This window comes from Agaribacter flavus (genome assembly GCF_042646125.1).
Classification (GTDB): domain Bacteria; phylum Pseudomonadota; class Gammaproteobacteria; order Enterobacterales; family Alteromonadaceae; genus Glaciecola; species Glaciecola flavus.
The window spans coordinates 162,713-168,712 of record NZ_JBHRSW010000007.1 but is presented as its reverse complement, the minus strand read 5'-3'; the positions used below and the strand labels follow the sequence as shown (position 1 = coordinate 168,712).

The 6,000-nt window shown below is 37.1% G+C and carries 6 protein-coding genes; 3 read left to right on the top strand and 3 right to left on the bottom strand.

The genetic code is table 11. The features are described from left to right. Positions 1–725 precede the first annotated feature (725 nt). Entirely contained in the window at positions 726–1,172 is a 447-nt protein-coding gene (locus ACFOHL_RS06520; protein ID WP_376919403.1) for an RNA recognition motif domain-containing protein, read from the top strand. 26 nt (positions 1,173–1,198) lie between these two features. On the opposite strand, the gene ACFOHL_RS06515 is transcribed toward ACFOHL_RS06520, so the two are convergent. Then, positions 1,199–2,350, bottom strand: coding sequence for a hypothetical protein (locus ACFOHL_RS06515; RefSeq protein WP_376919402.1), 1,152 nt, complete (start codon positions 2,348–2,350; stop codon positions 1,199–1,201). 122 nt (positions 2,351–2,472) lie between these two features. Between ACFOHL_RS06515 and trmA the strand changes: the two genes are divergently transcribed. Continuing rightward, positions 2,473–3,567, top strand: a complete 1,095-nt coding sequence (gene trmA, locus ACFOHL_RS06510) for a tRNA (uridine(54)-C5)-methyltransferase TrmA (RefSeq protein WP_376919401.1) — start codon at positions 2,473–2,475, stop codon at positions 3,565–3,567. 19 nt (positions 3,568–3,586) lie between these two features. Here trmA and fabR read toward each other — a convergent pair whose 3' ends face one another. After that, positions 3,587–4,195 carry an HTH-type transcriptional repressor FabR gene (gene fabR / locus ACFOHL_RS06505; RefSeq protein ID WP_376919400.1) on the bottom strand — a complete coding sequence of 203 codons (609 nt, stop codon included), beginning with the start codon at positions 4,193–4,195 and terminating at the stop codon, positions 3,587–3,589. Between the two features lie 124 nt (positions 4,196–4,319). Here fabR and ACFOHL_RS06500 point away from each other — a divergent pair, with 124 nt between their 5' ends. After that, on the top strand, positions 4,320–5,453 hold the full coding sequence (locus ACFOHL_RS06500; RefSeq protein WP_376919399.1) for an acyl-CoA desaturase: 1,134 nt from the start codon (positions 4,320–4,322) through the stop codon (positions 5,451–5,453). A gap of 75 nt (positions 5,454–5,528) precedes the next feature. Here the strand turns inward: ACFOHL_RS06500 and ACFOHL_RS06495 are convergent, their stop codons facing one another. Continuing rightward, complete coding sequence (locus ACFOHL_RS06495; protein ID WP_376919398.1) at positions 5,529–5,849, bottom strand: hypothetical protein; 321 nt, start codon at positions 5,847–5,849, stop codon at positions 5,529–5,531. Positions 5,850–6,000: the final 151 nt, after the last annotated feature.

Below are 6,000 nucleotides of genomic sequence, written 5' to 3'. Positions count from 1 at the left end.
TTGCTTGAGCACCCATTACGAGTGCCCACACAGATTGTCTTGCTAAATTGTTAAAGAGCATTTTCGGCATTACCGTTTTGCGTCGCAAAAGCGCTTAATGCCTAAGGCGGATTTTTCGAACTCTTAAAGAGCTTGATACTACCACCTCAATGTCGCTTAAGACCTTGTCTCAAGCGGGGTGCGAATAATACGCCCCTCATATTTTTTGTCAAGATATTTCTCAAAATAATTCACTTATTTTTTTGAAATCCATTATCAGAAGAAAAGCAAATCATTACCGTTATTCTGACTGACTTATCGCTGCTTCAAGTGTTTACCCCTGACAGCGGAGGCGCATTCTACGGAACAATTTAATAAGTGCAAGTATTTTTTATCAAAAAATGGAAAAAATACTTATTTAGTCTACTATTCGTTCTATAAGCCCTGAAAGTGAATCTTTTTTCGACAAGTTCATACAAAAACTTTAGGCTTATCTAGTTAAAATTAAGTCATATGGCTTCTAGATCGAAATTTATAAATTTGCAGGTTTTACATTTTTGCTTTTTGTTGAAATCGGTAACTTAGTGAAGCTAGTTTGTAAAAACTAAGGGAATTTAGTAGCTTGATAACTGTATAAGACATCTTAAAAAATAATAGTTAAAACATAATACATGTTTAGTTATTTTCATTTCGCTAATTTTGGCGTGTAACATTTTTCAGATTTTTCTGGTGGAGTAAATAATATAATGACAAAAATAAAGCAGACCCTAATTCTAGGTTCAACCCTAAGTATCACTTCCTTTATATTACTATTTATCAATACGAGTAACTTACTAATCGCTTTAAGCCCTACTCTTTGTATAGCGATCTTGCTGCTATTTATTACTACTCAAAGTAAGTCTGCTCAAACTAGTTCAAGTGAAGCATTCAACAAAGTCAGTGCAAGCGTTACGCTATACATTGGCAATCTGCCTTACAAAGCAAATGAAGACGCTATAAAAAATTATTTTGAGAAGGTATCTAAAGTGATATCTGTGCGACTAATGAAAGACAAAAGAACAGGAAGAAAAAAAGGCTTTGGCTTTATAGAAGTAGAAAAAAGCGCCGCGAAAGCTGTTATCACTCAGCTCAACGACTCAGTGTTTATGGAGCGTAATTTGATTGTTCGTCCAGCCAAAGATAAAGTGGCTTAACTGCATCTAGCAAACCTAAATATGGATTAAATAAATTTTTCGTTAAACGAATGGAATTTGTTAATTGCCTGCAATAAGTCAGGGACTTGCACATCTTCCATTTGGTTGACGATACCATTAATAATTTGCTTATACTCAGAACGGCTAGCAAACTTAGCTTCAGCGCTACCAACAAAATCGTGTAAGTTTGCTACGTATTCAGCAACTTTTCTAAGCGCTTTTAATTCATTTGTATCATTGGCAGCATCAACATGTTTTATTTCTTCGTATATTGGTATAGTTGAAGCTTGATGTTCTTTGTTGATTATTTGCTTAGCAATAGAAATTATTTCATTTTCACTCGCGCCTTTGTTTTTCGCTCGTTGAAAGATGGTTTCTATATCTTGAATATAGAACTGATTAACTAACTCGTCCGCTTTGTTCACAATGTCGGCAACATTATCAAGCTCTTGATTAGCATAACTTCCAGTTACACTAAACAACAAATTACTTTTCGCTGTATTATACATCGCGCTATCTGTTTGCACTTCTTCCAGTGTATGCTGCATAAACTTTATCGACACAGATGCATTTTCATGCGAGAGATTTATCTTGAGTTCATTTAATGATTGATCGGTTCCTAAGAAATCTGCTTTGTGCTTTAATGCGGATAAATGATATATATCTTTAGGCAAATCATTAATTTCGCGAATGAGTGAAGCTTCGAAAGTATCGAGTTGTTTTATTATTTGACCTTCTGTGTTTAGGCCAAGTTCCTCTTTCGCATTTTTAACGCCTATCGAGATACCTTTGATTACTTCTTCTTTAAAATAAGTCACATCCCCTGTCGCGTTATTACCACTAAACGCACTAAACATCGTACTCTTAACTTCATTTAATATGTTTTCGCTGATACGAGCAACATTAGCTAGTCCATGACTCGCATATTCAAATTTCTTGCTATTGCTGTTTGTGGGTAGAGGAAGAGTTTGCTTAGGACGATCAAGCGCGTCTTCTATTGATTGAGACAATACCTTTGCTACTACTGACTCATTTGCCGCCACACGCTCATATTTATCAAAAGATGGTTGATTTACAGCTGTATGCGGTAAAACTTGGCGATCATAGCCAAATTTTGGTAGCGAATCGGTATTTGCACTTTTTACAGGCACAAATCGATCAATTTCATGTGTAGTCATGCTACTTACCTCTCTATCCTCAACTAATGTATCGGACAGCCTTCACAAAATCTTTAATTAAATCTTGGTATTTTTTTTTTCGAAGCTACAATCCCCGCTCAACATTCGAAAGAGGTATGTGTATGGCGAGCATGAACGAGAACTACGAAACGCAACTAAATAAAAAACACGAGTACTTATGTGAATTACTATCGCCATACTACCAAAATGACGTAGCAGTATTTAAGTCTTCTCCCAGTGGTTATCGGATGCGCGCCGAGTTTCGAGTATGGCATGAAGGCGTAGACTTGTTTCACATCATGTTTGATAAAGGCACGAAAGAAAAATACCGCGTTGATAACTTGCCCGCTGCATACCCTTTGATAAATAGTGCTATGGAAGTAATTATTCCCTTGCTAAAAGACAACCAAACCCTGCGCAAAAAGCTTTTTCAAATCGATTATTTGGCAACGACTAGTAATGAAATACTGATTTCTCTTATTTATCACAAAGCGCTCAACGAGGAATGGGAAGAAGAAGCCAAAGTACTGAAAAATTTGCTATCTGCCAAATTAAACACTTCACTCAACCTTATCGGTCGAGCAAAAAAACAAAAAATAGTCTTAAATCAAGATTATGTTACTGAGCGTTTAACTGTATTTAATAAGGCTTACTCATTTGTTCAAGTAGAAAATAGCTTTACGCAACCAAATGCCTTGATAAACCAACACATGATCGAGTGGTCGATAGAGCAACTGCGTGATGTAGAGGGTGATTTACTGGAGCTGTATTGTGGAGCAGGAAACTTTTCAGTGCCTTTAAGCGGATATTGCTCAAAAGTGTTGGCAACAGAAATATCCAAGACATCCGTCAATGCAGCACAGGTAAACATTCGCGATAACCATGTTGAAAATTTAACCATAGCAAGACTTTCGAGTGAAGAATTTGTCGAAGCTTTTAAGGGGCTTAGGACTTTTCGGCGCTTGGAGGGTATCAACTTAAACGACTATCAGTTTTCTTCTGTTCTCGTCGATCCACCAAGAGCAGGTTTGGACGAACAGACAATTAAACTAATTGCACAATTCAACTATGTATTATACATATCTTGCAATCCCTTAACTTTAGCGCAAAACCTGAAGGACTTAAATAAAACGCATAAAGTAGAGAAGCTAGCACTTTTTGATCAGTTCCCGTTTACACCTCACATTGAAACAGGCGTACTATTAGCTAAGCGTTAATTCAGTAAACTCAGGCAGTCTATTTGCTTTTATGGTTGACATACGCAAATGAACCCAACTGTACAAATCGAAGTTGCACTTTGACTCTTTCAGAGATCATTGGAATTTTTTGAAGATCCGTATCAAGCGCTTTTGCGCCGGCACTGAAGACCAAATTCACCATGGCTTCAGCCTGTAAACTTGCTATATCCCTAGGAAGGGACAAATTATCGACGATGTAGTCAGTCAACTCTTGCGTAAAATGTTGAATTTCTCGCATGACAGCGGCACGGAAAGCACTTGAAGTGCCGGTATGCTCACGAAGTAGTAACCTAAAAATATTTTTATTTTCTACAATGTATTCCATGAAGGTATCCACAGAAATATTGATGACACTACCGCCCGATTCCAAGCGCTGCCTAGCCTGTCGCATAAGTTGCCGCAAAGTTAAACCAGATTCATCTACTAAAGTTAAACCTAATTCATTGATATCACTAAAATGCCGATAAAACGAAGTGGGAGCAATACCTGCTGCACGCGCAACTTCACGCAAACTAATGGCAGTTAGACTCCTGTTTTCGTCAAGAAGAGAAAAAGCAGCATCGACAATACGCTGGCGCGTTTGTAATTTTTGTTGTTGTCTATTCATCTTGATAGAAGCTACATGAGTACGCTGATTGCTGCAAATAAATCTTGCCTTTGGAGTACCTAAAAGTATAATTAGCGTACAGTTGTACGCTGAAATTTTTAAGTGATATAAAGTGAAGAATACCGTGAAAAAACCACCAATTATCCCTCTCAACATAGCCGTATTTGCGATCACAACTGCAGTGACAATATTCGCAATGCCGCTTTGGATATATTTTAAAGGCATTGATCTAGCCGAAATCGCTACTGCAGTTTTTCTAGTATTCTTTACGGGGATGTCTATAACTGCTGGGTACCACAGACTATGGTCTCACAAAACTTATGACGCCCACTGGAGCGTGCGCTTGAGTTTAGCAATAGGCGGAGCAATGGCCGTTCAAAATAGTATTTTACACTGGTCAAGTGACCATAGGGTTCACCACCGCCATGTTGATATTAATGACAAAGACCCTTACTCCGCCAAACGCGGGTTTTGGTTTTCGCATATTGGGTGGATGTTAAGGGAATATCAAGCAGAGAGATATTCTGATTATTCCAATTGCCGTGACTTGCAAAAAGACAAAATAGTAATGTGGCAGCACAACTATTATGTTCCAATCGTACTCATGTCAAATTTTGGGATAACTGGCCTATTTGGTTGGTTAAATGGTGACATCATTGGCATGATACTGGTTGCGGGTTTTGCGCGCTTAGTCATTGTGCATCATGTGACATTTTTTATTAATTCTTTGGCGCATATATGGGGAAAAAGACCGTATACAGATACAAATACTGCTCGAGATAATGGCATACTAGCACTGTTTACTTTTGGAGAGGGTTATCACAACTATCACCATATTTTTGAGTATGATTACAGAAACGGCATCCGTTGGTGGCAATACGATCCAACTAAATGGTTGATAAGAAGCCTATCGTTGTTTGGCTTAACTAAGAATTTGCGTCGCACACCAGAAGAAAGAATAGAAAAAGCAAGGTTGCAAATGCAGTTGAAACACGCAAAATCAAAACTGCTTGACCTACCAAACGCGGAAGAGTTAATCGCTAGAATGCAAAAAGAGTACGACCTTCTAGTTCAAAAAATGGCTGAGTATTATTCTGCTAGGAAAAAATATGTTGCGAACAAAAAGGATAAGCTAAAAGCGTCTTACGATAAATTTGACATCGATTTCACTTACAAGGAACTCAAACAAAGCTTCAATTTGCAAAAAGAAAAGTGGCAGCAGATATATGTATTTCATATGACACCACTAGAATCATAAAAATAAGCGCTCTCTCAAAGCAAAAAAGCCTTCCAAATGGAAGGCTTTATATTTGTTGTAACCAAAGTTAGAAAATTAGTTTTTAATTTTCGTTAACTTAGCCAAACTCTCAGAAGTCTTATCTCGGTGCGCAATTACAGTAATATTTAAGGTCTTAGGATCCATTAATAAAGTAGCCATTACATAATCATTGGCACTTACTGTCTCATTCCAGAATGACTTCTGTGAATGATTAAAATTGTCACTTTTCTCAATCTTCGTACTGATACACTTAGCATTTACTTCAAATGTTTTTTTGTCCATGCAAGAAAAACTATTCTTGGCGTCAGTCGTGTTATCAGCAGCAATGACAGAGAATGTCGATAAGGCTAGCAGTATTGTTGCAAGTTTTCTCATAGACGTCTCCTCATAATCAACTTGTTGTAAAGTATACGTACATATAACTATAAAATCAACCAAAAACATAGTTATATTTCATTTATATGACAGCTGATTGAAAATATTATGAATTAATTGTGTTTTTGCCAGCAAAAATATGCAAATTCTT

Bases quoted from the DNA above. Each gene is read 5' to 3' on its own strand.
- ACFOHL_RS06520 (WP_376919403.1), top strand. From the start codon at position 726: ATGACAAAAATAAAGCAGACCCTAATTCTAGGTTCAACCCTAAGTATC.
- ACFOHL_RS06515 (WP_376919402.1), bottom strand. From the start codon at position 2,350: ATGACTACACATGAAATTGATCGATTTGTGCCTGTAAAAAGTGCAAAT.
- trmA (WP_376919401.1), top strand. From the start codon at position 2,473: ATGGCGAGCATGAACGAGAACTACGAAACGCAACTAAATAAAAAACAC.
- fabR (WP_376919400.1), bottom strand. From the start codon at position 4,195: ATGAATAGACAACAACAAAAATTACAAACGCGCCAGCGTATTGTCGAT.
- ACFOHL_RS06495 (WP_376919398.1), bottom strand. From the start codon at position 5,849: ATGAGAAAACTTGCAACAATACTGCTAGCCTTATCGACATTCTCTGTC.